The following is a 23,683-nucleotide window of genomic DNA, read 5'->3' on the forward strand; positions in this document are numbered from 1 at the left end:
AAACGCGCGCCCGCGCGGATGCACAAGAAGAAAGGATTGTCATGTCCAAGGAATTTGACGTCGTCGTGATCGGCGCCGGCCCCGGCGGCTACATCGCAGCGATCCGCGCCGCACAGCTCGGCAAGACCGTTGCCTGTATCGAGAAGTGGAAGAACCCGGCCGGCGCGCTGAAGCTCGGCGGCACCTGCCTGAACGTCGGTTGCATCCCGTCGAAGGCGCTGCTCGCATCGTCGGAAGAGTTCGAGAACACGTCGCATCACCTGGCCGACCACGGCATCGAAGTCGAAGGCGTGAAGCTCGACATCGCGAAGATGCTCGGCCGCAAGGATGCGATCGTCGAGAAGATGACGAGCGGGATCGAGTTCCTGTTCAAGAAGAACAAGATCACCTGGCTGAAGGGCCATGGCAAGTTCACCGGCAAGACCGACGCCGGCGTGCAGATCGAAGTGAGCGGCGAGGGTGAAACCGAAGTCGTCACCGCGAAGAACGTGATCATCGCGACGGGCTCGAAGGCGCGTCACCTGCCGGGCGTCCCGGTCGACAACAAGATCGTGTCGGACAACGAAGGCGCACTGACGTTCGACTCGGTGCCGAAGAAGCTCGCCGTGATCGGCGCAGGCGTGATCGGCCTCGAACTCGGCTCGGTGTGGCGTCGCCTGGGCGCCGAAGTGACGGTGCTCGAAGCGCTGCCGGCGTTCCTCGGCGCAGCCGACGAAGCGCTCGCGAAGGAAGCGGCCAAGCTGTTCAAGAAACAAGGCCTCGACATCCATCTCGGCGTCAAGATCGGCGAAGTGAAGACGACCGCGGACAGCGTGTCGATCGCCTACACGGACAAGGACGGCAACGCGCAGACGCTCGACGCCGACCGCCTGATCGTGTCGGTCGGCCGCGTGCCGAACACCGACAACCTCGGCCTCGAGGCGATCGGCCTGAAGGCGAACGAACGTGGCTTCATCGACGTCGACGACCACTGCCGCACGGCGGTGCCGAACGTGTATGCGATCGGCGACGTGGTGCGCGGCCCGATGCTCGCGCACAAGGCGGAAGACGAAGGCGTGCTGGTCGCGGAAGTGATCGACGGCCAGAAGCCGCACATCGACTACAACTGCATTCCGTGGGTGATCTACACGTACCCGGAAATCGCGTGGGTCGGCAAGACGGAGCAGCAACTGAAGGCGGAAGGTCGCGAGATCAAGACGGGCAAGTTCCCGTTCTCGATCAACGGCCGCGCGCTCGGCATGAACGCACCGGACGGCTTCGTGAAGATGATCGCGGACGCGAAGACCGACGAACTGCTCGGCGTGCACGTGATCGCTGCGAACGCGTCGGACCTGATCGCGGAAGCCGTGGTGGCGATGGAATTCAAGGCGGCGTCGGAAGACATCGCCCGCATTTGCCATCCGCACCCGTCGATGTCGGAAGTGATGCGCGAAGCGGCGCTCGCCGTCGACAAGCGCTCGCTGAACAGCTAAGCGCGGTATCGCGCCGGCCGGCGTCCGGCCGGCGCCGCCGTTTGATGACGAAGGCGGGCGGGGTTTCCCGCTCGCCTTCGTTCTTTCCGGTTTGCCCGATGAACGTCACCGAATACTACACGCGCGAACTGACCACGCGCGGCTATCAGTCCGATCCCGCGCAGCGCGCGGCCGTCGATCGCCTGCAGCGCTGTTTCGACGAGTGGGTCGAATACAAGGCGCGCCGCTCGAACGCGTTCAAGAAGCTCATCATTCATCCGGACCTCCCGCGCGGCGTCTACATGTGGGGCGGCGTCGGTCGCGGCAAGAGCTTCCTGATGGACAGCTTCTACGCGGTCGTACCCGTGCAGCGCAAGACGCGCCTGCATTTCCACGAATTCATGCGCGAAGTGCACCGCGAGCTCGAGGAGCTGAAAGGGCAGGCCGATCCGCTCGACGAACTCGCGCGGCGCATCGCGAAGCGCTACCGGCTGATCTGCTTCGACGAGTTCCACGTGTCGGACATTGCCGACGCGATGATCCTGTACCGTCTGCTCGATCGCCTGTTCAACAACGGCGTGCAGTTCGTGATGACGTCCAACTACGATCCCGACGACCTGTATCCGGACGGGCTGCATCGCGACCGCATGCTGCCGGCGATCGCGCTGATCAAGGACAAGCTCGACGTGCTCAACGTCGACGCGGGCGTCGACTATCGCCAGCGTACGCTCGCGCAGGTGAAGATGTATCACACGCCGCTCGGCGCCGACGCCGATCGCGAACTGCGTCATGCATTCGCGAAGCTCGCCGCGGTACCCGACGAGAGCCCGATCCTGCATATCGAGAAGCGCGAACTGAAGGCGCTGCGCAAGGCGGACGGCGTCGTATGGTTCGACTTCGCGACGCTGTGCGGCGGCCCGCGATCGCAGAACGACTATCTCGAACTCGCAAGCCGCTTCCACGCGATCGTGCTGTCCGAGGTGCCGCAGATGTCGCCGCGGATGGCGTCCGAGGCGCGTCGCTTCACCTGGCTCATCGACGTGCTGTACGACCACAAGGTCAAGCTGCTGATGTCCGCGGCGGTGCCGGCGGAGCAGTTGTACGTCGAAGGCCCGATGGCCAACGAATTTGCGCGCACGGTCTCGCGTATCGTCGAGATGCAGTCGAAGGAGTATCTTGAAACGCCGCGCCGTATCGTCGATACTTCGCTGACCTGATTGCGATTCTCGGTAATTGGCGCGATTCAAACGTCAATTCCGGTCAAATCCATGCAATCTCGGGGTATTTTCGGATTTGTCTTATATTCATCGTTGAGGTGAGCCGATATCGTTGTGTCATGGTTACCAAGGCTGGAGATGTCCATGACACCGTATCGCGATCTGACCGACCACGAGTGGCGCTGCGTCGCGCCGCTTCTGCCCGAAATGCAGCCGCGCACGGAGTTGCGCGGCCGACCGCTAGCCAATACGCGTGCCGTACTGAACGGCGTGCTCTGGGTGATCTACAGCGGCGCAACGTGGTCCGCCATGCCGCGCCGTTACCCTTCGTATCAGACATGTCATCGCCGCTTCAAGGTCTGGCACGAGACGGGCACGTTGTTGAACGTGATGCGTGAGCTCTATGGCGATTCGGGCGTGAGTCTGTGCAACGAATTGTCCACACGGATGCGCAAGCACGCACAATCGAAGGCAGCGGAGGCGCGTAGCAGCGTGGCGCCCGCGAGTCGCACACCGGGCGGCTATGCGCCGGACGCGCTGAAGCACGCGGCATGATGTCCGTCGTTTGCTTCTACGCACGCACCAAAAGAGAATCGGCCTGACGACTCCGTCGCAGGCCGATTTTTTCATTGAGTCGCGCGTTTCGGCGCGTGCTGCGTTATTGCTGGCGAACCCACGTCTGCGAACGGCCGAGCAGCGACACGCCGATGTAACCGCGCACGACGAGCTTCTGGCCGCCGTCTTCAAGCGTCATCTTGCACTTGTAGACCTTACCGTTCTCCGGGTCGAGAATGTTGCCGCCGTCCCAGTGGTCGCCTTCCTTCTTCATCGCCTTGATGATCGTCATGCCCTTGATGAGCTGATCCTTGCGCTCGTCCGTGCAGGCGGTGCAGCGGCGATCGGGCGTGTCGTTCGCGCCGAGACCCTTGACGACCTTGCCCGTCAGCGCACCGTCGCCGTCCTCGGCGATCTGCACGAGTGCCTTCGGTTGATGGGTGTTGTCGTCGATCGTCTGCCACATGCCGAGCGGGCTGTCGGCTTGAGCGAACGTGGGTGCTGCGCAGGCGAGCAGTGCGCCGGCGATGGCCATTGCACGCAACGGGCGGGTCAGTTGAATCATTGTCATCCTCCTTGTTTTGCATGTCGTGTTCGATTCGCTCGCACGACCGTCTGCATGGGGCGGGCATGTTGCGAGCTTCACCAGAATACGTGAATCCGCGCGCCACGTTTGATAGAGGGGACTCTAATCGAAACAGCCCGCGTGACGCGGGCTGTTTGCCGACCGATCAGTTGAGCTGATACGAGAATGCGGCGTTGATGCGCGGGCTGCGCGATGCGCTTTCGACCGGTGCGTCGCCCACCGGTTTCGCGACGTTCAGGTCGAGACTGTAGTAGCGGCTGTCCGTGAACCGCACGCCGATGCCGACCGACGACAGGCGGTTCGGCGACGGCGTGCCCGCGTGCAGGTACACGCGCGCCATGTCGTATGCGATATACGGCGTGACGGATTTCAGATACGTCCAGCCCGGTGTGAAGCCGCGGTTGACCTCCAGCGACATCCCCCAGCCCGAGTCGCCCGACGTTTCGCCGGGCTGGTAGCCGAGCGCGTAGCGGGTCGAGCCGAACGAGATCTGCTCGGACGTCGGCAGCGAGTCGGGGCTGTATTGCCCGGTCAGCGAAACCGACGTGCCGATCCGGAACGGCCATTCGTTGGTTTGCGTGAAGGTCGCGCCGGTGCGGACGAAGGTCAGCGAAATCGGGTCTGCATAGGTAGTCGTGGTGCCGCCATTCGTGCCGATCTGCGATTTTGACGCACCGAGGATGTCGAATGCCTTGGCGACGTTGACACTCAGTTTCCGTACCTGCTTCGGCTCGACGCTCGTGTAGTCGAGTTGCAGTTGCATCACGCGCACTTGCGATCGGTTATCGAGGGTCGCGCCGTTGATCTTGTTCTGGTAACGGTCTTCGTTGTGCGATGCATAACCCGACACGGTGCCGAGCAGGCTGCGCTGGTTGTTCAGCAGCAACGGATAGGATGCCGAAAGACCGAGTTTTTCGTTCTTGACGGTCCGCTCGACGGTCGACGGCAAACCCGGGTTGTCGGTCGGCTTGCCGCGATACGTGCTTGCGTCGAGGCGCGTGATCAGGCCGCTGCTGCCGACGGGTACCGCGCCGCTGAACGCGAAGTAGGTCTGCTTGTCACGCCCCGGCGGCGCCAGTGCTGAGATACTGAGTTGCTCGCCGAACGACGTCAGGCCGTTTTCGGTCGCGGTGATGAGGCCCTGGACACCCGGGTGATTGAAGTCGATACCGGTGCTGACGTTGAACGGCTTGCGGTCGACCGCGAGTTCGAGCGTCGTGGCCCCGTCGGTGGTTTGCGGCGGCGGCACATTCGCTTTCACCGTGAGGCCGGGCAGCAGGCCGAAGGTATTCACGTAGCGCTCGAACGTCGCGCGGCGCAGCGGGCGGTCGGCCGTGATATGCGCGGCGATCGCGCGAATCTTCGATTCCATCGCTCCGGGTTTGCCGGTGACCTTGACGTCCGACACATAGCCTTCGACAACCGTGATACGCACGACGCCATTCTCGAACGCCTGCGCGGGAACGAACGCGAACGACAGCGCGAAGCCGCGATCCTGGTACAGCTTCGTCACGCCGTTGGCGGTTTCGATCAACTGGCCGATCGTGATGTCCTTGCCGACGAGGGGCGTGAAGCGCTGCGAGATTTCCTCGAACGGCACCGACTTCACGCCTTCGACCTGGAACGTCGTCGGCGTCAGGTGTCGCGACAGCAGCTCCTGCAGTTGCGGCGCCTGGGAGGCGACCTGCACGGTGACGTTAGGGCCCGTCTTCGGTGCGTTGATCTGGGGAAGGGAGTCGAGCGGGTTACCCGCGACGCGCGTTTGTGCATGTGCCGTGCTTGCTGCCGCGATGGCGAGCAGCATCATCCATCTGTCGAGTCTGGATTTCATTGTTCTTCCTCGTAGGCCTTGCTTTTCATCTTCTTTCTAATGCAGGCGCGCGACACCAGGGTGTCGCGCGCCGCGTGCCGCAATGCCGGTTGTATTCGTACGGCCGCGCCATCCGCTCCGGCTGCGAAGGTGCGACCGTCCTTCTTACTTGCCAACGCTACCCAGCGTACCCAGCAACCCCGTTACCGGTGCCAGCAGACCCGTCGAGCCACCGCCCGACGATGCGGTACCCGACACGCCGCCGACCAGAGACGTGATCGGTGCGAGCGGGCTCGAGCCCCCGGTTCCTGCTGCGCCGCCGACCGCTCCGGTGACAGTATTCAGCAAACCGGTGACAGGTGTGAGAGGGTTTGCACTGCCTGCGCCACCCGTTGCGCCGCCGAGCGTGCCCGTGACCGTCGACACGAGATTCGTGACCGGGGCGAGCGGGCCGCCGCTGCCGCCTGCCGCGCCACCGAGTGCGCCGGTGACCGTCGAGACGAGGCCGGTGACGGGAGCGAGCGGGCCGCTGCTCGTGCCACCGGTTGCGCCGCCGAGTGCGCCCGCGAGCGAGCCGAGCGGCGTCGAGCCGAGACCCGACAGCAGGCCGCCGAGCGGGTTCGTCGAACCGGAGCCCGACGACGTGCCGTTCTGGACGCCAGCTGTCGAGCCGCCGACGAGGCTCGTGATCAGGCCGGGGATCGGTGCGGCACCGTTCGGGCCGTTCGGGTTGACGAGACCGCCCGCGTTGGTCACGGTGTTGCCGACCGCGGTCACGAGTTGACCGACATCGCCGACGAGCGGCTGGTTCGACGTGCTGCCGACCTGCTTGCCAGCCGAGCTGATCGCGCCGCCGACCTGGCCGAGCAGGCCCGAGACGGGTTGGCCGAGGCCGGTCGTCGTGCCGACCTGTTGCGTGACCTGGCCGGCGGTGATCACGAGCGGCGTGATCGCCGAGCTGAGCGGCTGCGTGACCTGTTGCACGGCACCCGACGACAGCGTCGAGCCGATCGTCGTGCCGGCGGCCGTCAGGCCGTTGGCGACGGTGTCGAGCACGGTGCCGACCGGGGTCGTGACGGGCGCGAGCGGCGCGAGCGGGCCCGTGCCGAGCGCCTTGACCGTCGAGCTCAGGCCGGACACCGTGTTGCTCGTCGCGCCGACGACATTACCGAGACCGGCAACTGTCGTGCCGACCGGATCCTTCGTCGAGCCGATCTGTCCCAGCCCGTTGCTTACGGCATCGGCGGCTGCGCCGACGATCGTGCCGGTGCTGGAGAGCGTGCTGCCGACGCCCTTCGTCACGCCGTCGCCGAGGCCCGGCAGGCTGACGTTGCCGACCGTGTTGCCGAGGTCGGTGGCCGTCTGGCCGACCGTGCTGACGACACCTTTGGTGCCGGTGGGCGTGCCGCTGGTGCCGCTCGTGCCGGACGTACCGCTCGTGCCGCTGGACGAGCCGCTGTTGTTGGCGCTGGTCGGTGGCGAGCTGACGCCGCCGCCGCCGCAGGCGGCCAGCAGGCAGGCTGCGGCGAAGGCGGTGAGGGGCGCGCGCCACTGGCGCAGGGCGGCCGTCGTGAGAGAACGTTGCTGGGACATGAAGGACTCCTCGCTGTCTTGTCGATGAATGGAATTTGGCTTACTTGCCGTGCGTGCCGCCGAGCAGGCCGCCGATCAGCGACGTGACAGGCGCGAGCGGATTCGACGACGAGCCCGAGTTCGTGACGGCACCCGTGCCGCCGCTCAGTGCCGGTACGCCGACCGTGCTGGTGACCGTGGACACGGCATTCGTTACCGGGGCGAGCGGGCTGCTGCCGCCTGCGCCGCCCGTCGCGCCGCCGAGTGCGCCCGTGACTGCACCGAGGAGACCCGTGACCGGCGCGAGGGGGCCGCCGCTCGTACCGCCCGTTGCACCGCCGAGCGCGCCCGTGACAGTCGAGACGAGGCCTGTGACCGGTGCGAGCGGGCTGCCGCTGCCGCCTGCAGCGCCACCGAGTGCGCCGGTAACCGTCGAGACGAGGCCGGTGACTGGGGCGAGCGGGCCGCCGCTGCCGCCTGCAGCGCCACCGAGTGCGCCGGTGACCGTCGAGACGAGGCCGGTGACCGGAGCGAGCGGGCCGCTGCCGCCACCCGTTGCGCCACCGAGTGCGCCGGTGACCGTGGAGACGAGGCCGGTGACCGGAGCAAGCGGACCGCTGCCGCCACCCGTCGCGCCACCGAGTGCGCCGGTAACCGTGGAGACGAGACCGGTGACCGGGGCGAGCGGGCCGCTGCCGCCACCCGTTGCGCCACCGAGTGCGCCGGTAACCGTGGAGACGAGACCGGTGACCGGGGCGAGCGGGCCGCTGCCGCCACCCGTTGCGCCACCGAGTGCGCCGGTGACCGTGGAGACGAGGCCCGTGAGCGGTGCGAGCGGGTTGGTCACGCCGCCGGTGCCGCCCGTGAGCAGGCCGCCGACGGCCTTCACGGTATTGCCCGTCGCCGAGACGGTGTTGCCGAGGCCCGTCGTGACGGGGTTGCCGCCTGCAGACGCGAGCAGCGCGCCGGCCTGGTTCAGGCCGTTGCCGACCGTACCGAGCAGCGTGTTGACGGGTGCGCCGAGGCCGGTCGCCGTGCCGATCGTCTGGGTCGTCTGGCCGACCATCGTCGTGATCGGCGTGATGGCCGAGCTGACCGTCTGCGTGACCTGCTGGATCGGGCCGGTCGACAGCGCGTTGGTGAGGGTGGTGCCGCCGTTCGACACGGCGCCGCCGAGCGTCGACACGAGGCCGCCGACGGCGCCCGTGACCGGGGCGAGCGGCGACAGCGGGCCGCTGCCGAGGCTCGTGACCAGGTTGCCGGTCTGCGTGACTGCACCGCCGAGCTGATTGACCACGCCGCCCGTGCTGGCGACCGTGGTGCCGATCGGATCCTTCGTTGCGCCGAGCTGGCCGAGACCATTGCCGAGGCCGTTGCCGAGTGCGGTCACCGCACCGCCTACGTTTTGCACGATGCCGCCCGCCGCTTGCGTGGTGGCCGGGTTCACGCCCGGCAGCGACTGGCTGGCGATGACGGAGCCGAGACCCGAGACGGTTCCGCCGACGCCCGTAACGAGATTGCTGCCGTTTGCGAGGACATTTCCCACCGCGTTCGACGACACACCCGAGGTGCCGCTCGTGCCGCTGGTCGTTCCACTCGTCGATCCGCTGGTGCTGCCGCTCGTCGAACCGCTCGTGCTGCCGCTGGTCGAGCCGCTGGTGCTGCCCGACGTGCTGCCGCTCGTCGAACCCGACGTGCCGCCCGAGGTGCCGCCGCCCGACGTCGAGATCGAATCGCCGCCGCCCGAGCTCGTGTGGCCACTGCCGAGCCCCTGGCTGATGGAACCGGAGCCGCCGCACGCGGAGAGGGAAAGCATGGCTGCAACGGTGGCCGCGATCAGAGTCGTCCGGAACACGCCATGAGGGATAACCTTAATGTCCATTTCTTCCTCGCATTAAAAATGTGTTGTGAACTGCGTTGTGTTGAGTGGTGCGAGGACTACTCTGCAACTGTCGTGCCATTTCGATGCCCGACGGTTCGACAACAGGTTTTAAACGAGGCAATTCCTTGTCGGAAAAGGAAGTTATGGCAATTGAAAGATTGTTGAATCTGTTTAAGTGCAGACGAATGAGAACGGTTTCGGCCGTTTCGTAACGTAACGTCACAACATTGGCGTTACGCGTACGGCGTAACGTGGGGTGCGCGGAGGCTTGGTGGACGAGGCAATTGTTTTACTGGTGGATTAGGTGTGCACATCTAACCTATCGTAAATCCTATGTGTAAGACGTACCGAAACGCCGTACAAATACGTCGTGCTCCCGGTCATTTTTTTCGATCCGAGCTGTTAAAAGAGGTTGGAAAGTAAATAGGATCGGATATAGAATCCGGAGCAGATGTAAGCAAATGTACGGTTCGGTACACAACGTTCGAGGAGGGTCACTATCGCGAATGTTAACTTGCATCAAATGGTGAGGCATTCCCTTCGGGGCGATATATAAAGAAAGCGCACCCGGTTGTCGCTGCAGAAGATGTGGCGAACGGCATGGGGCAAGGGCCGATATGCGGGGATGTACACGTATAAAAGGCCAAAGAACGTAAATACAGGCACGAGGAATAAAATGAAAGCAATCATCAAGCGTTTCCTTAGGGAAAACAACGGGGTTACCGCGATCGAGTACGGTCTGATTGCGGGTCTTATCGCTGTCGCGATCCTGGCTGGTGCTTCGTCGATCGGCACCAGTCTTGGCAATATGTTCACGAATCTCGGGTCATGTATCACCACCCCGGGCGGCGCGAACTGCACGGTTGCCAAAATCTTTACGTAACCCACCTGGCGTTAATTGGTACGACCTCGAAACACGGGGTCGTCTTGGTGTTGTGGTGGGCGGATTACCCTTGGTAGTCCGCCCATCGCGACATTTTTGGCGGGTTGCGGTGCGATGGCACATTTCATTTTCAGCGGGGTGTTCCTGGTCTGGGCTGCGTTCGTCGCGACCAGCGACATCCGCTTTCGGCGCGTTTCGAATTCGCTCGTCCTGGCGGGGTTGGCCTGTGGCTTGAGCGGAGCGTACTTGAACGCCAGTCCGTTCGGCATTCTCCCGGCGCAGGCGATGATCGGTCTGCTGGTCGGGTTGGTCGCCTTTTTCCCGCTTTTTTTGCTTCGCGTCATGGGCGCGGCGGACGTCAAGATCTTTGCCGTGATCGGCGTGTGGTGCGGCGCGAATGCGCTGCTGTGGATCTGGGTTGCCGCCAGTCTCGTCGCCGGTATTCATGCCCTTGCGCTGATGCTGTTGTCGCGCACGTCGATCGGCGCGTTGTGGCGGCGGGGCAAACCGGCGATGGCGCTCGGCGGATACCGGGCAACACCCTATGCGGCATGCCTCGCGGCACCGGCTGCTGCATGGGTTGTCTTTCTTGTCGCAACGGGGGGCGTGCGATGACACGACAGAGGCAGCCGCGTGGACGCCGGCGGCAGCGTGGCGCGACGGCGGTCGAGTTTGCGATCGTATTTCCGCTGTTGTTCGTGATTTTCTACGGCATCCTCAGTTTCGGGATGATTTTCACGATCCAGCAGAGCCTGACGTTTGCTGCCAGTGAGGGCGCACGGGCCGGGTTGAGTTACGCCCCAAGTCTTGCCGCACGCATGACGAACGCAACGACGACTGCACAGAGCGTCGTGGCCTGGCTGAATGTCGGCACGCCACAGGTCGTGGCGCCCCAATGCAGTTATGACAAGTCGACTCCGCCGTCGCTGTACTGCCTGTCGGTCACGGTGAACTACACCCCCCAGAGCTGGATAACGAGCATGCCATTTTTGGGATCCATACTGACTCAACCGTTGACGAGCACGGCGGTCGTGCAAATTCCGCAGTCGATCCTGTGAAGTACGCATCGTGACGCGACGGGCACGCTGACTCGCGAATCGGGCAAAAAGAACTTATCGGACTTTTATTCCGGCATCCATACGACAACATGGCCAACAATTTAACGAAGATCATCGCGGGGCTGCTGATTGCGATCGCCGTATTGCTCGGAATCTACGCATGGATGCTCGGACGCAGTACGCCGAATCCCGTGCCGGTCCAACAAACCGTTGCGGCCAGTCCGGTTCCGGTCGTGGTCGCGACGCGTGTGTTGCCCGTCGGCCAGCCGATCACGGCCGACGCGCTGAAGATTCAGCCGACCACGCCGGCGCCGACGGGCGCATTCACCGATCCGTCCACGCTCGTTGGACGGGTGCCGGCGGCGGACATTCCGGCATCGTCGCCGGTCGTCGCGGGCGCGCTGGTCTCGGGGCTTGCCGAGGATGTGCAACCGGGCGAGCGTGCGGTCGCGGTGCGTGTCGATGAAACCAATGCGGTCGGCAACCGGCTGCGGCCCGGCAATTTCGTCGATGTGTTCCTGAACCTGAAGCGCGAAGGCGGCACGATGCTTGACGGCGAAGTGTCGCAGACGCAGGCGCGGCTACTGTTGTCGAGGGTGCGGGTGCTGTCGTTCGGCGATGCGACACCCGATCGCGACAGCGGCAATAACAACACCGGCAACAACGGTCAAGCGTCCGGCGCCCGCATCGCGGTGCTCGCGGTGCCGACCGCGCAGGTCGATGCGTTGACGCTCGGCGAGGCGAGCGGCCGCCTGACCTTCGCGTTGCGAAATCCGCGCGACGACGAGCTTGCGATACAGACGGTCGCGGTGCGTACGGACAACAAGCTGTCGCCGTCGGCAATTGCCGCCGCCGGCGTCTCGCTGCAACAGTTGTCCGGCACACCGAGAACGCCGGTGGCCAACGTGAACGTGCCGCCGTTGCCGTCGCGTCTGCCGCCGGCGGTGCGGCCGAGCGGGGGCGGCGGCGGCATCGAGGTGATCCGCGGCGGCCGGTCGGAAACGGTTGCCTATTGAACGACATCGACGGCCATCGATATCAGCGACGACAAGTAAAGGGCCGCGCGACGGTCTACCAAACAATGAAAAACACACTGATTGCATTCGCGATTGCTATCTGCACCATGACTTTCGCATCGTTCGCGAGTGCGAGCGGCACGATCGAGCTCGCGGTCGGCGCGCAACGGCAGATTTCGGCGGGCCGCACGCTGCAGCGCGTCGCGGTCGGCGATCCGGCGATTGCCGACGTGCTGATCATGAAAGGCAGCCGCTCGGGTACCGTGTTGCTGACCGCGAAGGCGCCTGGCGCGACGAACGTGATGCTGTGGGAGCGGGGTCATGACGAACCGACGGTGTGGAACGTCGCAGTCGTCGACGCTGCAGCGCAAGCGGTGCTCGATGGCTCCACGCCGCGCGTGAATGCATATGGCGGCACGGCGGTGTTGCAGGGATCGGCGGCGTCGCTCGATGCGCATGCGCGCGCAGCCGCGGTCGGCAAGAACATGAGCGGGAAGGGCGTCGTGATCGACCGTTCGACGGTCACCGGCAAGAATGTCGTACAGGTCGACGTGCGGGTTGTCGAATTCAGCCGCTCGGTGCTCAAACAGGTCGGGTTCAATTTCTTCAAGCAGAGCAACGGCTTCTCGTTCGGATCGTTTTCGCCGGGCGGCGTGCAGTCTTATAGCGGCGGGTCGGGCCCCGGTACCGCGGGTTACATTCCGACGCTCGGGTCGCCCGTCGCATCCGCGTTCAACCTGGTCGTCAATGCTGCGGGACGCGGCATCTTTGCCGACCTGTCGCTGCTCGAGGCGAACAATCTCGCGCGCGTGCTGGCGGAGCCGACGCTGGTCGCGCTGTCGGGGCAGAGCGCGAGCTTTCTTGCGGGCGGCGAGATTCCGGTGCCGTCCCCGCAAGGGCTCGGTTCGACCGCGATCCAGTGGAAGCAGTACGGCGTCGGGCTTTCGCTGACGCCGACGGTCCTGAGTCCCAGCCGGATCGCGCTGAAGGTCGCACCCGAGTCGAGCCAGCTCGATTTCGTGAACAGCGTGACGATCAGCGGCGTCGCGGTGCCCGGCATCACGACTCGCCGCGCGGACACGACCGTCGAACTCGGCGACGGCGAGAGCTTCGTAATCGGCGGCCTGATCGATCGTCAGACGATGTCGAACGTGAGCAAGGTGCCGTTGCTCGGCGATCTGCCGATCATCGGCACCTTCTTCAAGAATCTGAGTTATCAGCAGAACGACAAGGAACTGCTGATCATCGTGACGCCGCATCTCGTCGCGCCAATTGCGAAGGGTGCGGTGCTGCCTGCTACGCCGGGTGAGCTGTCCGAACAGCGCAACGGGCCGGTATGGCAGTCGTATCTGGGCGGTGCCGCGTCGCCGGACGCCGCACCGGGTTTTTCGAAATGAGTGCGAAGCATCGCGTGTTGCGGTGCATCGGCACACCTTGCGTAATCGGGGGTGTTCAGCATGAACGCGCGAATCCAATCATTGTGTGAACCCGCCGTGACCGACTATTTCGTTTGCGCATCTCAACAGGAGGCGCATGTCCGCTGGCTGGCCGATACGCTCGTGTCGGCCGGTGCGGTCGAGGCCGCATCGCTCGAACCGGGCGTGCTTGCACAGCGCATCACGGGCCTCAATCCGGCGCTCGTCTTCATCGATTTCTCGGACGGCAGCACGGCCGCGAGCATTGCCGCCGCCGCAGTCCGCGCTACGCATCCGGGGTTGCCGATCGTCGCGCTCGGTTCGCTCGCACAGCCGGAGAGTACGCTCGCCGCATTGCGCGCCGGCGTTCGCGATTTCATCGACGTGTCGGCACCGGCCGAGGAAGCGTTGCGCACGACGCGCGGGCTGCTTGCGAACGTCGCCGAGCCGGCGAGCCGCCACGGCAAGCTCGTCGCGTTGCTGGGTGCGCGCGCCGGAATGGGCGTGAGCACGCTCGCGGCGAATCTCGCCGTATGGCTGCAGAAGCGCGCGGCGAGCCCGGGGGCGGGCGGCGTGCCGAATGGCGGCACACCGGCCGGTCGCCAGACCGCGCTCGTCGACCTGGGGCTGCCGGCAGGCGATGGCGCGCTGTTCCTGAATACCCGCTGCGAATTCCATTTCATCGATGCGGTTCACAACCTGCGCCGCATCGACCGCACCTTCGTGAATACCGCACTGACCCGGCATGAGAGCGGCGTCGCATTGACGACGCTGCCGGCCGATCTCGGCGGGCTGCGCGACGTCTCGTACGCGTCGTGTGCCGGTTTGCTGAACCGGTTTCGCGCATTCTTCGATCAGCAGATCGTCGATCTCGGCGGTTTTTCGAACCGCGAGTTCGTCGCCCAGATCGCAAGCTCGGCCGACGAAGCGTGGCTCGTCTGCGATCAGGGCGTCGCGTCGATCGTGTCGGCGGCCGATCTGCTTACCGGGCTGCGCGATGCGGGCGTCGATACCGATCGCGTACGGCTCGTCGTCAACCAGTACGACCCCGCACTCGACCTGACACCCGCGCAGATCACCGAGCGCCTCGGCTTGTCGCTGGTCGGTACCTTGCCGTCGCGCCGTGTCGCGATCGGCCGTGCGGCGAACCAGGGCCGGCTCATCGTCGATATGGCGGAGCGCGACCCGTACGTGCGCGCACTCGAGTCGCTCGCCGCGCGGCTGCCAGGCGTGTCGGTCAGATCGGCGGCACCGCGTCCGGCGTCCGGCCTGTCTGCGCTGAAGCGTTTCATTCAACCCTCGTCCAAGCGGTCGTAAGCGATGGCACACGACATTCAATTCGCCGACGGCGCAGCGCCGTTCTCCCAGACGCAGCAATTCCACGACATCAAGAATGCCGCGCACGAGCACTTGCTGACACGCATCGAAGAACTGGGCGCCGAATTCGGCCGGTGGTCCCGCCAGGCGATCAACCAGTTCGTCGATCTCGAGATCGACAGTTTCGTACGCCTGCGCCGCATCCCGCTCAACGAGACCGAGGTGCGTGCGATCGCCGAGGCGCTGACGAAGGAGCTCGCGGGCTTCGGGCCGATCGAGGACCTGCTCGCGGACCCTGCTGTCGAGGACATCCTGATCAACGGCTACAACGACGTGTACGTATCGCGTCACGGGATCCTCGCGAAGTTGCCGGTGCGTTTCACCGACAACGCGCACCTGTTGCGGATCGTGCGTCGCATCCTCGCGCCGATCGGCCGCCGTCTCGACGAGTCGAACCCGATGGTCGATGCGCGGCTGCCCGATGGTGGCCGCGTGAACGTCGTGATCGAGCCGCTGTCGATCGACGGTCCGGTCGTATCGATCCGGAAATTCCGCAAGGATCCGCTGAAGCCGTCCGACCTGCTCGGCAACGGGACCTTCAACGAAGAGATCAACACGCTGCTCCAGGCGGCGGTCGAGGCGCGCTGCAACATTCTCGTGTCGGGCGGGACGAGTTCCGGCAAGACGTCGCTGCTCAACGCGCTGGCGTTCCACATTCCCGAGATCGAGCGTGTCGTGACGATCGAGGATACGGCGGAACTGTCGCTGAACCACCCGCACGTCGTGCGGCTGGAGAGCCGGCCGGGCGGCTTCGACGGCACCGGCGTCGTGTCGATTCGCGACCTGCTTCGCAATACGCTGCGGATGCGCCCGGACCGGATTATCGTCGGCGAAGTGCGCGGCGGCGAAGTGCTGGAAATGCTGCAGGCGATGAACACCGGTCACGACGGTTCGATGGGCACCGTGCACGCGAGTTCGCCGCGCGAGTGCCTGTACCGTCTCGAGATGCTGGCGGGCTTCGCGGGCTTCCAGGGGACCGAGTCGAGCCTGCGCCGGCAGATCGCGAACGCGATCGACTTCATCGTGCAGATCGGGCGCCTGTCGAACGGGCGGCGGCGGATCCTGTCGATCACCGAAGTGACCGGGCTGTCCGACAACATCATCGCGACGCAGGAGCTTTATCGCTACGAAGCGCGCGTGACGCCGGAGGGCGAGGAGGTCGACCACTGGGAAACGCTGGGCATTCATCCGCATTCGCCGAAGCTTGCGCGCTTCCGCCAGACGCTGACGAGCGGCGGATTCAGCGATGGCGGGTTTGGCGGCGGCTTCGGCGGTGGCGGGTTCGGCCGCGGCGGCGGGGGCTTCAATGTATAGCGCGATGGTGTGGGCGCTGGCGTGCGCGATGCTGTGCGTCGCGGCGGCGATGATGCTGTGGCGTCACGCGGAGACCCGGCGCGTGCGGACCGACGCAAAGCGTTTTATCGACAGCCGGCTCGAACCCGGCGCACGTGCCGGTGCCGCTGCGCAGCCGGCACGGCAGTCCGCGGCCGGTGCGGCGCGTGCCGTGCCGCAACCGGGCGCGGCACGGAATGTATCGTCCGACGCATTTTGGGCGCACTGGTATGCGACGGCATCCGAGTATCTGACGAACCTCGCGAGTCGCGCGGGGATCGAGGATGCGCGGGGCAAGACGCTCGTCGCACTCGTCGTGCTGGTGGTTGTCGCGGGATTCGCGGGCAGTCGCGGTGGCGCGCTTGCGTGCTTCGCCGCGCTCGCGTGTGGCAGCTCGATACTCGGCGTCTGGCTCGCGTCGCGAATTCAGCGGCGCAGGCTGAAGATTGTGCGGCAGATCCCGTCGTTCCTCGACGGGATCGTGCGTCTCGTGACGCTTGGCAATAGCGTGCCGGCGGCATTCCAGTCGGCGTTGCTGACGACCGAGGAGCCGCTGCGCGGTTGTCTCGACCTCGTGTCGCGGATGCTGCGCGGCGGTGTCGAAATCGATCGCGCAATGGTCCACATCGCGAAGATCTACCGAACCGAGGAGTTCGAACTTGTCGGCTCCGTGTTGCGTTTGTCGGTCAAGTATGGCGGCCGCGCGGACGTGATGCTCGAACGCATGGCCGTGTTCATGCGCGATCTCGAACAGGCGGAGCGCGAGCTGACCGCGATGTCGGCCGAGACACGGTTGTCGGCGTTTGTGCTCGTGATGTTGCCGATCGCGATCGGCAGCTTTATCGTCGTCAACAATCCGAAATATCTGCACGGCATGTGGAACGATCCGGGTGGACGGACGCTGCTCATGTTCGCGTTCCTGTTGCAATTGGCCGGCAGTGTCTGGCTGTATCGAATGGCTCGGCTCAGGTGATGCTATGACAGCGACTCAGATCGGAGCGATTGCCCTGGCGAGCGGCGCACTCGGCGTGCTGCTGTTCGGCATGATCGCGTTGTTGCGTGCGAGTGCCGCGACGCGTGCCGAGCGCGCGCTTGTCGATGCGCTGAACCGGCGCATGGCTGCGCTCGAGGCAGCGAAAGCGCGGACTGCGCCGGATGGCGATGCGCCCGCGAAGCCCGACGTGCGCGGCAGGCAGCGTGTCGAACGTTTTCTCGACCGGCTGTCGGCGGCGGGCGTGCGGTGGCTCGATACCGGGCTCGGCAAATACGTTGTCGCGGAGGAGGATCGCCGCCTGCTCGAGCAATGCGGTTATGTCGACGCGCGCACGCGCGGGTTGTTCCTCAGCGCGCGCGTCGCGTGCGGGATCGGGCTGCCGCTGCTGTTCGCGATCTTCGCGAGCGGGCGCATGAAGGGCGGTATCTGGACGATCGGCATGTTCGCCGCGTTCGGGCTCGGCTTCATGTTGCCGAAGCTCTACGTGCAGCGCCGTGCGACGGCGCGGCGGCAGAGCGTGGTCGATGAACTCCCGTTGTTCGTCGACATGTTGCGCTTGCTGCAAGGCGTCGGCTTGTCGCTCGATCAGAGCCTGCAGGTCGTGACGAACGATTTTCGCGGGATGATGCCGGTACTGTCGTCGGAGATGGGGATTGCGCAGCGCCAGTTCGCGGCGGGCCGGACGCGCGAACAGTCGTTGCAGCGGCTATCCGGCGGATTCGACAATGAGGATTTGCGCGCGATCGTGCGATTGATGGTCCAGGTCGACAAGCATGGCGGCGCGGTGCAGGAGCCGCTCAAGCAGTTCGGCGACCGGTTGCGCGAGACACGTCGTGCGATGCTGCGCGAACGGATCGGCCGGTTGACCGTGAAGATGACCGGGGTGATGGTGCTGACGTTGCTGCCCGCATTGCTGATCGTGACGGCCGGGCCGGGCTTGTTGGCGGTGACGCACGCGCTGTCGTCGCGTCATTGACGGTGGAAGGAAAGACGATGAAGCGGATCAGCGAAATGGCAGTGCAAGCGGGCGTGGCGGCAGCGGTGCTGCTGCTCGGCGCCTGCGCGACCAAGGATAACGGGTACGGCGTCAGCGCGCAGACCGAGCGCGCGTCGCTGATGCAGGCGGCCGATCAGAAGCAGTCCGTCCCGGATACACCGGGGATGTATCTGGGCCTGATCCAGCGGATGCAGGCGCAGGGCCTCTACTTTGCGTCGCTCGCGCACATCGACTCATACGACAAGACATATGGAGCGATCCCGGAGTCGATCCTGTTGCGCGCGGACGCACTGCGAATGACCGACCAGGCGGCCGCGAGTGCGGCCGCCTACACGCAACTGCTGAAAACGCCGCTTGCCGCGCGAGGCTATCGCGGGCTCGGATTGATCGCGGGCGCGGCAGGCGATTTCGATCGTGCGGCGCAGGTGCTTGCGCAGGCGTCGGATCTCGCGCCGACCGATGCGTCGCTGCTGTCCGATCTCGCGTACGCGAAGCTGCGCAGCGGCGACGTCGTCGGTGCGCGGGTACCGTTGATGAAGGCGGCCGAACTGGATCAACGCAATCCCAAGATCGTCAGCAATCTCGCCCTTTACCTGATTGCGGCGGGGCGCGCACAGGATGCGCAACGGTTGATGAACCAGCAGCATCTGCCGGCGGATATCCGCAAGGACATCAATGGCGACGCCGCGAAGATTGTCGCGGCGGCGCGTGCGCAGCAGCGCGCGGTTGCGACGCCGCCAGTGGTGTCGCGCCGTGCCGCTACGATCCCGATTACACCGATGGCGAACAACTTCGGCTACGACCAGACCGTGCCGCTGTTGCAGCGCTTTGCACAATGAACAGACATCCGGGGAACGACATGAACAACAAACATGATCGAAACATGCACGTCGGCCGGATTGCGGTGCTGGGCGCGATCGTCTTGCTGGTAGCGGGCTCGACTGTCGCATACGCGCAAGATGTTGACGCACCTCGCGCATCCGACGTCGGGCGCTCTGCAAAGGATTGGCTCGCAATGCAGCGCGACAATCGCGCGGCGGCGCCGACGCAGCCGATGCTCGGAGAGGTTGCGACGCTCGTCTATCAGCGCTATCTCGACTCGTTCAAGAACAAGATTCCGGACACGATGAATTCGCAGCTCGGTTCTGCCAGCGGCATGTCGGGTGGCGGGCAAGGTGCGCAGCAGTAGGCGAGGCGGCGATGCGCACAGATCAATCACATGCGGCTTGGCGGCGCCGAGCCGGCTGCTCACGGAGACGTTACCAGCGTGGCGGCGCTGCGATCATGGTGACGATCTTCCTGGCGATCGCGGTCATCGTGCTGGGCGCGACCGATATCGGCCGCTACTATGCCGAACGACGCCATATGCAGGCGGCCGCCGATGCGGCCGCGCTTTCCGCTGTTACGCAGGTTGCCGGCGACGCCACTTGCACCGCGGCAACGACTGCGGTCAATCAAGTCACAAACGTGCCGGCGAGCCTGCTATCGGGAAAACCGTCCGCTACCGTGACGTGCGGCATCTGGACCGCGCCGCAAACCAGCGGCGGCAGCGCACAGTTCACTCGCACGTCGGGCGCACCGCTGCCCGCCAATAATCAATGTGCTGGCTTGTCGGGCGGAGTCGTCAGCAACGGTCAATCGGTCAACGCCGTTTGCGTCACCGTCTCCGAACCCGTGACCGGGCTTTTCATCAATGGAGTAACGATCAGCGCGTCGGCCATTGCCAAGAGCGTACCGACCGATACCTTTACGCTGAGCACGTCGCTTGCGGCGTTGAACGGTGGACTGGCCAATCAGTTGCTCAAGGTGCTGACGGGTTCGCCCAATGCGCTGAGTCTGCAGGCCGTCGATTATCAGGGGCTCGCGCAGGTCAACCTGAAGCTGGCCGGTATTCTCGCCAATCTGCCGGTCGGCACGAGCACGTCCGTGCTGAATGGCACCGTGACGCTTGGCCAACTGGCCAACGCGACAGTACAGGCGGCGACGCAGCAGAATCTGGTCGGGGCGAACCTGAACGTGCTGAACGCGATCGTCGTGGCGCTTTGCTCGAACGGCATCTGTGGTGGGCCGCAGATCGCGCTTGGCCAGCTGGTTTCCGCTGCAACCGCTACGGGAAGCTCCGCCGTCAATGCCAGCGTCAATGCGCTTGGATTGTTGTCGACGGCGTTGCAGATCGCGAACGGTACGAATTCGGTCAGCATTCCCAGTGTCACGGTCCAGACGCCGACCGCGCTCGCGCCGCTGCTGAATGCGACCGTGTCGGGTTCCGTGAAGCTGGGGGCGAATCCGCCGTCCACCGCGAGCGGTCCGCCCGGACCGGCGAGTTGCGGGACGTCCGATTGCACGACCAACACGTCGACCGCGCAGGGGAACGTGTTCCTCAATACGTCGATCTCGCTGCTGTCGACGTGCTCCAACGGCTCGCTGGTCTTTCCGGGGGGCAGTTGCCCGTCCGGCAACGCGACGCCGCTGACAGCCGTTCATCTGCCGATTACCGCGTATGTGGCGCCGGCGAAGGCGGGCCTGAGGTCCGTCACCTGTACCGCGGACGGCACGAAAAGCGCGCAGGTCAACGTGCAGACCGGGGTCGTGGCCGTCTACATCGGCGGCGCGGCGAATACGCCGATCAATCTCAATGCGCCCAGCGGTTATGTTCCCGACGGCAGCGCAGCACCGATTACGCTGGTGTCTGTCAATCTGCAAAGCCTGCTCAATCTGTTGAACCTCGGCGGATTGGTTTCCGGGCTAACGACGTTGGTCAAAACGCTGACGCTCGGGATCGTCGACCTGACCGATATCTCGATCAACATCAACCTGTTGCCCGGACAGCTGACGGTTCCCGTCGCCAATCAAAGTCCGACACCGTTGGTGTTCACGTATCCCGGGCCCGGGTCGTCCGCTTCGCCGAGCCCGACGTCGCCGTACATGCTGAGCACGGGAACGGATCAATTCCTGTCGCCCGCCGTTCAAGGTATCTTGAACAGCGGCCTGTCGTTGCAACTGTCGGCGAACAGCGGTGTGCTCTCGTGGCTGGGCGTCTTAGTGAATCCCATACTGAGCGTCGTAACCGGGCCGATCTTGTCCGCGCTGGCGACCACACTCGTTCCGCTACTCCTGCAACCGATCGATTCGCTCCTGACCTCGGTCACGGGCCTGCTCGGCCTGAGCCTGGGGAACGCCTATGTCACGAACACACCGGACTCGATCAAATGCGGCAATCCCATGCTTGTTCAATGAATGCCTGAACGTTCCGTTATCGAAGCAGGCGGCGTCGTTGCCGCCCGCAACCGGTCACGGGCCTGCAATGCCGAGCAACTCGTCAATTACTGAAGCCGCACCCGAATCATGAGAACCACGCCCGCAATCGAAGAGCTCGACCTGTACGTCTGGGAAGGCAAGGCCGACATCGTCGACCGTGTCGCCCGGTGCATGGCGAGCTTCGACGTCGAAGTGATCCGTGCCGACAACGCGGAGATCTCGCCCGAGCGCGCCGCGTTGCGGCCGTCGCTGGCGATCATCAGCGTATCGATGATCGAAACCGGCGCGGCGTTCCTGCGCGACTGGCAGGCCAACATCGGCATGCCGGTCGTCTGGGTCGGCGCGGCGCGCGACCACGACTCGTCGCAGTATCCGCCCGAGTATTCGCACATCCTGCCGCTCGACTTCACGTGCGCCGAGCTGCGCGGCATGATCGGCAAGCTCGTCACGCAACTGCGTGCGCACGCGGCCGAAACGCTACAGCCGTCCGAACTCGTCGCGCACTCGGAATCGATGCAGGCGCTGCTGCATGAAGTCGATACGTTCGCCGACTGCGACACCAACGTGCTGCTGCACGGCGAAACCGGCGTCGGCAAGGAGCGCATCGCGCAACTGCTGCACGAAAAGCATTCGCGCTACCGGCACGGCGAATTCGTGCCGGTGAACTGCGGCGCGATTCCCGACGGCCTGTTCGAATCGCTGTTCTTCGGCCATGCGAAAGGGTCGTTCACGGGCGCGGTTGTTGCGCATAAAGGGTATTTCGAGCAGGCGGCGGGCGGCACACTGTTCCTCGACGAAGTCGGCGATCTGCCGCTGTACCAGCAGGTCAAGCTGCTGCGCGTGCTCGAGGACGGCGCGGTGCTGCGCGTCGGCGCGGCGACATCGGTCAAGGTCGATTTCCGCCTGGTCGCGGCGAGCAACAAGAAGCTGCCGCAACTCGTGAAGGACGGCCTGTTCCGCGCCGATCTCTACTACCGGCTCGCGGTGATCGAGCTGAGCATTCCGTCTCTGGAGGAGCGCGGCGCGGTCGACAAGATCGCGCTGTTCAAGTCGTTCGTCGCACAGGTCGTCGGCGAGAACCGGCTCGCCGAGTTGTCCGATCTGCCGTACTGGCTGACGGATTCGGTCGCGGACAGCTATTTCCCCGGCAACGTGCGCGAACTGCGCAACCTCGCGGAGCGGGTCGGCGTGACGGTGCGGCAGACGGGCGGGTGGGACGCCGCGCGGCTGCAGCGGCTGATTGCGCACGCGCGCAACTCGGCACAGCCGGTGCCGGCGGAGAGTGCGGCCGAGGTCTTCGTCGATCGCAGCAAGTGGGACATGAACGAGCGCAACCGCGTCATCGCGGCGCTCGACGCAAATGGTTGGCGGCGTCAGGACACGGCGCAGCAGCTCGGCATCAGCCGCAAGGTATTGTGGGAAAAAATGCGCAAGTATCAGATCTTCGACGAAGAGCCCGAGACACGCGAAAGCGAGTAATTAATGAGATAAAATCGCGCAGAATTACAACGACACGGGCGGGAATAAAACTTCATGAGCCATATGACGGGGTTGGGGCGGGCGTGCGTGTTGCTCGCAGTGGTGGGAGGCATGCAGGGCGCTAACGCGCAGGGGCTGGCAGCCAGCGATTCGCCGGCGGTGCAGCAGGCATCGGCGTCGGTGGCCGCGATCCCGGTGATCGATTCGCAGGTCCAGACGTCGGTGCAGCCGCAGGCGGGCGAGACGACCGGGCCGAGCACGGTCGACGATCTGCAGCGCCAGATCCAGGCGCACTCGCTGACGGAAATGCGCACGAGCTACAACGGCAGCTACGGTGCGAGCCTGCTGTTCAACGTGAAGGACGGGGCGTACTTCGTCGCGCTGTTCCAGCAGAAGGCGTTCTGGCGCGTGATCAAGACTTACGACGAAACGCGCGCGGAAGCGATCTATCGCGATTTCTCGCGCCAGGCGGAGCGGCTGGCCGTCAACGAACTGCGCGCGGCGAAGCTGGAATCGCAGAAGGCGCAAATGGACAAGCAGATCGAAGTCACGCAGGACCGCGCGCGGCGCTTGCAGGCCGATATCTCGATCGCACGCCAGCAGCAGGCAGCGGTCACGGATCGCCAGAAGAGCGTACGCAGCGAGACGGCCGCGTTGCAGGCGCAACAGGCCGAGCTCCAGTCGCAACTGCGCGCGTTGCAGCAGCAGGTGCGTTCGCTGCAGCGCGAGGCCAACGCGGGCCTGCCGACGGCGGCACGCTGAGCGGAGAGTGGCGGTGTGCGGCGACATGCCGCGCCGGCC

21 protein-coding genes are annotated in these 23,683 nt (G+C 64.9%); 17 read left to right on the forward strand and 4 right to left on the reverse strand.

Annotated elements, in window-relative coordinates; genetic code table 11:
* Positions 1-41 precede the first annotated feature (41 nt).
* From lpdA to R9B84_RS07685, 3 genes are all read left to right on the forward strand, one after another.
* Positions 42-1,472, forward strand: a complete 1,431-nt coding sequence (gene lpdA / locus R9B84_RS07675; RefSeq protein WP_423759831.1) for a dihydrolipoyl dehydrogenase — start codon at positions 42-44, stop codon at positions 1,470-1,472.
* 98 nt (positions 1,473-1,570) lie between these two features.
* Positions 1,571-2,668: a cell division protein ZapE gene (gene zapE, locus R9B84_RS07680; RefSeq protein WP_096470789.1), complete on the forward strand. Its 1,098-nt coding sequence runs from the start codon at positions 1,571-1,573 to the stop codon at positions 2,666-2,668.
* A 144-nt stretch (positions 2,669-2,812) separates the two neighbouring features.
* Positions 2,813-3,223, forward strand: coding sequence for a transposase (locus R9B84_RS07685; protein ID WP_423759832.1), 411 nt, complete (start codon positions 2,813-2,815; stop codon positions 3,221-3,223).
* A 103-nt stretch (positions 3,224-3,326) separates the two neighbouring features.
* On the opposite strand, the gene R9B84_RS07690 is transcribed toward R9B84_RS07685, so the two are convergent.
* The 4 genes from R9B84_RS07690 to R9B84_RS07705 form a co-directional block, all read right to left on the reverse strand.
* Positions 3,327-3,788: a DUF2147 domain-containing protein gene (locus R9B84_RS07690; RefSeq protein WP_047900532.1), complete on the reverse strand. Its 462-nt coding sequence runs from the start codon at positions 3,786-3,788 to the stop codon at positions 3,327-3,329.
* A gap of 166 nt (positions 3,789-3,954) precedes the next feature.
* Positions 3,955-5,640 (reverse strand): ShlB/FhaC/HecB family hemolysin secretion/activation protein, encoded by a 1,686-nt coding sequence (locus R9B84_RS07695; RefSeq protein ID WP_423759833.1) that lies wholly within the window; start codon positions 5,638-5,640, stop codon positions 3,955-3,957.
* A gap of 144 nt (positions 5,641-5,784) precedes the next feature.
* Complete coding sequence (locus R9B84_RS07700) at positions 5,785-7,212, reverse strand: collagen-like triple helix repeat-containing protein (RefSeq protein ID WP_423759834.1); 1,428 nt, start codon at positions 7,210-7,212, stop codon at positions 5,785-5,787.
* A 40-nt stretch (positions 7,213-7,252) separates the two neighbouring features.
* The gene (locus R9B84_RS07705; RefSeq protein ID WP_423759835.1) at positions 7,253-9,073 is read right to left on the reverse strand and encodes a collagen-like triple helix repeat-containing protein; all 1,821 of its coding nucleotides are present in this window, start codon (positions 9,071-9,073) and stop codon (positions 7,253-7,255) included.
* 676 nt (positions 9,074-9,749) lie between these two features.
* On the opposite strand from R9B84_RS07705, the gene R9B84_RS07710 reads away from it, so the two are divergent.
* From R9B84_RS07710 to R9B84_RS07775, 14 genes are all read left to right on the forward strand, one after another.
* A complete protein-coding gene (locus R9B84_RS07710; protein WP_047900536.1) occupies positions 9,750-9,956 on the forward strand; it encodes a Flp family type IVb pilin in 207 nt (68 codons plus the stop codon).
* Positions 9,957-10,070: 114 nt separating this feature from the next.
* Positions 10,071-10,571 carry an A24 family peptidase gene (locus R9B84_RS07715; protein WP_423759836.1) on the forward strand — a complete coding sequence of 167 codons (501 nt, stop codon included), beginning with the start codon at positions 10,071-10,073 and terminating at the stop codon, positions 10,569-10,571.
* Positions 10,568-11,014 (forward strand): TadE/TadG family type IV pilus assembly protein, encoded by a 447-nt coding sequence (locus R9B84_RS07720; RefSeq protein WP_423759837.1) that lies wholly within the window; start codon positions 10,568-10,570, stop codon positions 11,012-11,014. Before R9B84_RS07715 ends, R9B84_RS07720 begins: the two co-directional genes overlap by 4 nt.
* 89 nt (positions 11,015-11,103) lie before the next feature.
* Positions 11,104-12,030: a Flp pilus assembly protein CpaB gene (gene cpaB / locus R9B84_RS07725; protein WP_423759838.1), complete on the forward strand. Its 927-nt coding sequence runs from the start codon at positions 11,104-11,106 to the stop codon at positions 12,028-12,030.
* A 65-nt stretch (positions 12,031-12,095) separates the two neighbouring features.
* The gene (locus R9B84_RS07730) at positions 12,096-13,427 is read left to right on the forward strand and encodes a type II and III secretion system protein family protein (protein ID WP_423759839.1); all 1,332 of its coding nucleotides are present in this window, start codon (positions 12,096-12,098) and stop codon (positions 13,425-13,427) included.
* A gap of 60 nt (positions 13,428-13,487) precedes the next feature.
* A complete protein-coding gene (locus R9B84_RS07735) occupies positions 13,488-14,762 on the forward strand; it encodes a fimbrial protein (protein ID WP_423759840.1) in 1,275 nt (424 codons plus the stop codon).
* A gap of 3 nt (positions 14,763-14,765) precedes the next feature.
* Entirely contained in the window at positions 14,766-16,136 is a 1,371-nt protein-coding gene (locus R9B84_RS07740) for a CpaF family protein (RefSeq protein ID WP_423759841.1), read from the forward strand.
* A complete protein-coding gene (locus tag R9B84_RS07745; protein ID WP_423759842.1) occupies positions 16,129-17,127 on the forward strand; it encodes a type II secretion system F family protein in 999 nt (332 codons plus the stop codon). The genes R9B84_RS07740 and R9B84_RS07745 overlap by 8 nt, the downstream gene beginning before the upstream one ends.
* Positions 17,128-17,131: 4 nt before the next feature.
* A complete protein-coding gene (locus R9B84_RS07750) occupies positions 17,132-18,124 on the forward strand; it encodes a type II secretion system F family protein (RefSeq protein WP_423759843.1) in 993 nt (330 codons plus the stop codon).
* 17 nt (positions 18,125-18,141) lie between these two features.
* Positions 18,142-18,984 carry a tetratricopeptide repeat protein gene (locus R9B84_RS07755; protein ID WP_423759844.1) on the forward strand — a complete coding sequence of 281 codons (843 nt, stop codon included), beginning with the start codon at positions 18,142-18,144 and terminating at the stop codon, positions 18,982-18,984.
* Positions 18,981-19,334: a DUF3613 domain-containing protein gene (locus R9B84_RS07760; RefSeq protein WP_423759845.1), complete on the forward strand. Its 354-nt coding sequence runs from the start codon at positions 18,981-18,983 to the stop codon at positions 19,332-19,334. Before R9B84_RS07755 ends, R9B84_RS07760 begins: the two co-directional genes overlap by 4 nt.
* Before the next feature lie 95 nt (positions 19,335-19,429).
* Positions 19,430-21,382 carry a pilus assembly protein TadG-related protein gene (locus R9B84_RS07765; protein WP_423759846.1) on the forward strand — a complete coding sequence of 651 codons (1,953 nt, stop codon included), beginning with the start codon at positions 19,430-19,432 and terminating at the stop codon, positions 21,380-21,382.
* A 108-nt stretch (positions 21,383-21,490) separates the two neighbouring features.
* Positions 21,491-22,882 carry a sigma 54-interacting transcriptional regulator gene (locus R9B84_RS07770; RefSeq protein WP_047900546.1) on the forward strand — a complete coding sequence of 464 codons (1,392 nt, stop codon included), beginning with the start codon at positions 21,491-21,493 and terminating at the stop codon, positions 22,880-22,882.
* Positions 22,883-22,936: 54 nt separating this feature from the next.
* Positions 22,937-23,644, forward strand: coding sequence for a DUF2968 domain-containing protein (locus R9B84_RS07775; RefSeq protein WP_423759847.1), 708 nt, complete (start codon positions 22,937-22,939; stop codon positions 23,642-23,644).
* The last annotated feature ends 39 nt before the right edge of the window (positions 23,645-23,683 follow it).

The organism is Burkholderia sp. NLJ2 (assembly GCF_049487195.1).
Lineage (GTDB): Bacteria > Pseudomonadota > Gammaproteobacteria > Burkholderiales > Burkholderiaceae > Burkholderia > Burkholderia pyrrocinia.

Excerpts from the sequence above, each read along its gene's own strand:
- cpaB (WP_423759838.1), top strand. The coding sequence starts at position 11,104 with ATGGCCAACAATTTAACGAAGATCATCGCGGGGCTGCTGATTGCGATC.
- R9B84_RS07710 (WP_047900536.1), top strand. The coding sequence starts at position 9,750 with ATGAAAGCAATCATCAAGCGTTTCCTTAGGGAAAACAACGGGGTTACC.
- R9B84_RS07770 (WP_047900546.1), top strand. The coding sequence starts at position 21,491 with ATGAGAACCACGCCCGCAATCGAAGAGCTCGACCTGTACGTCTGGGAA.
- R9B84_RS07740 (WP_423759841.1), top strand. The coding sequence starts at position 14,766 with ATGGCACACGACATTCAATTCGCCGACGGCGCAGCGCCGTTCTCCCAG.
- R9B84_RS07690 (WP_047900532.1), bottom strand. The coding sequence starts at position 3,788 with ATGATTCAACTGACCCGCCCGTTGCGTGCAATGGCCATCGCCGGCGCA.
- R9B84_RS07745 (WP_423759842.1), top strand. The coding sequence starts at position 16,129 with ATGTATAGCGCGATGGTGTGGGCGCTGGCGTGCGCGATGCTGTGCGTC.
- R9B84_RS07705 (WP_423759835.1), bottom strand. The coding sequence starts at position 9,073 with ATGGACATTAAGGTTATCCCTCATGGCGTGTTCCGGACGACTCTGATC.
- R9B84_RS07735 (WP_423759840.1), top strand. The coding sequence starts at position 13,488 with ATGAACGCGCGAATCCAATCATTGTGTGAACCCGCCGTGACCGACTAT.
- lpdA (WP_423759831.1), top strand. The coding sequence starts at position 42 with ATGTCCAAGGAATTTGACGTCGTCGTGATCGGCGCCGGCCCCGGCGGC.
- zapE (WP_096470789.1), top strand. The coding sequence starts at position 1,571 with ATGAACGTCACCGAATACTACACGCGCGAACTGACCACGCGCGGCTAT.
- R9B84_RS07695 (WP_423759833.1), bottom strand. The coding sequence starts at position 5,640 with ATGAAATCCAGACTCGACAGATGGATGATGCTGCTCGCCATCGCGGCA.
- R9B84_RS07760 (WP_423759845.1), top strand. The coding sequence starts at position 18,981 with ATGAACAGACATCCGGGGAACGACATGAACAACAAACATGATCGAAAC.
- R9B84_RS07685 (WP_423759832.1), top strand. The coding sequence starts at position 2,813 with ATGACACCGTATCGCGATCTGACCGACCACGAGTGGCGCTGCGTCGCG.
- R9B84_RS07730 (WP_423759839.1), top strand. The coding sequence starts at position 12,096 with ATGAAAAACACACTGATTGCATTCGCGATTGCTATCTGCACCATGACT.
- R9B84_RS07750 (WP_423759843.1), top strand. The coding sequence starts at position 17,132 with ATGACAGCGACTCAGATCGGAGCGATTGCCCTGGCGAGCGGCGCACTC.
- R9B84_RS07700 (WP_423759834.1), bottom strand. The coding sequence starts at position 7,212 with ATGTCCCAGCAACGTTCTCTCACGACGGCCGCCCTGCGCCAGTGGCGC.
- R9B84_RS07775 (WP_423759847.1), top strand. The coding sequence starts at position 22,937 with ATGAGCCATATGACGGGGTTGGGGCGGGCGTGCGTGTTGCTCGCAGTG.
- R9B84_RS07720 (WP_423759837.1), top strand. The coding sequence starts at position 10,568 with ATGACACGACAGAGGCAGCCGCGTGGACGCCGGCGGCAGCGTGGCGCG.
- R9B84_RS07755 (WP_423759844.1), top strand. The coding sequence starts at position 18,142 with ATGAAGCGGATCAGCGAAATGGCAGTGCAAGCGGGCGTGGCGGCAGCG.
- R9B84_RS07715 (WP_423759836.1), top strand. The coding sequence starts at position 10,071 with ATGGCACATTTCATTTTCAGCGGGGTGTTCCTGGTCTGGGCTGCGTTC.
- R9B84_RS07765 (WP_423759846.1), top strand. The coding sequence starts at position 19,430 with ATGGTGACGATCTTCCTGGCGATCGCGGTCATCGTGCTGGGCGCGACC.